This window comes from Tsukamurella sputi, assembly GCF_007858445.1.
GTDB classification, from domain to species: domain Bacteria; phylum Actinomycetota; class Actinomycetes; order Mycobacteriales; family Mycobacteriaceae; genus Tsukamurella; species Tsukamurella sputi.
In genome coordinates this window covers 1-570 of the sequence record NZ_VIGV01000149.1, presented here as the reverse complement: position 1 = coordinate 570, position 570 = coordinate 1, and the positions used below count along the sequence as shown (strand labels likewise).

Sequence of the window (570 nt, the reverse complement as noted above, 5' to 3'; positions counted from 1 at the left end):
ACCTGGATCTGACACACATGAGCAACGAAGCAATGCAGTCGCGGTGGAACGCCGCCGTGATGGACACCTACGGCACCCCTCCCATCGCGCTGGTCTCGGGGCGCGGCGCGGCGGTGACCGACGCCGACGGCAAGGAGTACGTCGACCTGCTCGGGGGCATCGCCGTCAACGCGCTCGGCCACGCCCATCCGAAGATCATCGAGGCGGTGACGCATCAGGTCTCGACCCTGGGACACGTCTCCAATCTGTACATCAGCGAGCCCGTCGTGCGCCTCGCCGAACGCCTCACCGAGGCCGTGGGCGTACCGGGCACCCGCGTCTTCTTCAGCAACTCGGGCGCCGAGGCCAACGAGGCCGCGATCAAGATCGGCCGGCGCACGGGTCGCACCCGGATGGTGGCCGCCGACGGCGCCTTCCACGGCCGGACCATGGGCTCGCTCGCGCTCACCGGCCAGCCCGCTAAGCGGGAGCCCTTCGCGCCCCTCATCGAGTCGGTCACCCACGTGCCCTACGGCGACGCCGCGGCCCTGCGCGCCGCCGCCGAGGGAGCGGCCGCGATCTTCCTGGAGC

The 570-nt window shown here is 71.1% G+C and carries 1 protein-coding gene; it reads left to right on the top strand.

What is annotated here, in order from left to right:
- Nucleotides 1-17: 17 nt before the first annotated feature.
- Nucleotides 18-570 (top strand): aminotransferase class III-fold pyridoxal phosphate-dependent enzyme (locus tag FK268_RS23570; protein WP_146437875.1); only part of this gene is annotated, 553 nt, incomplete at its 3' end.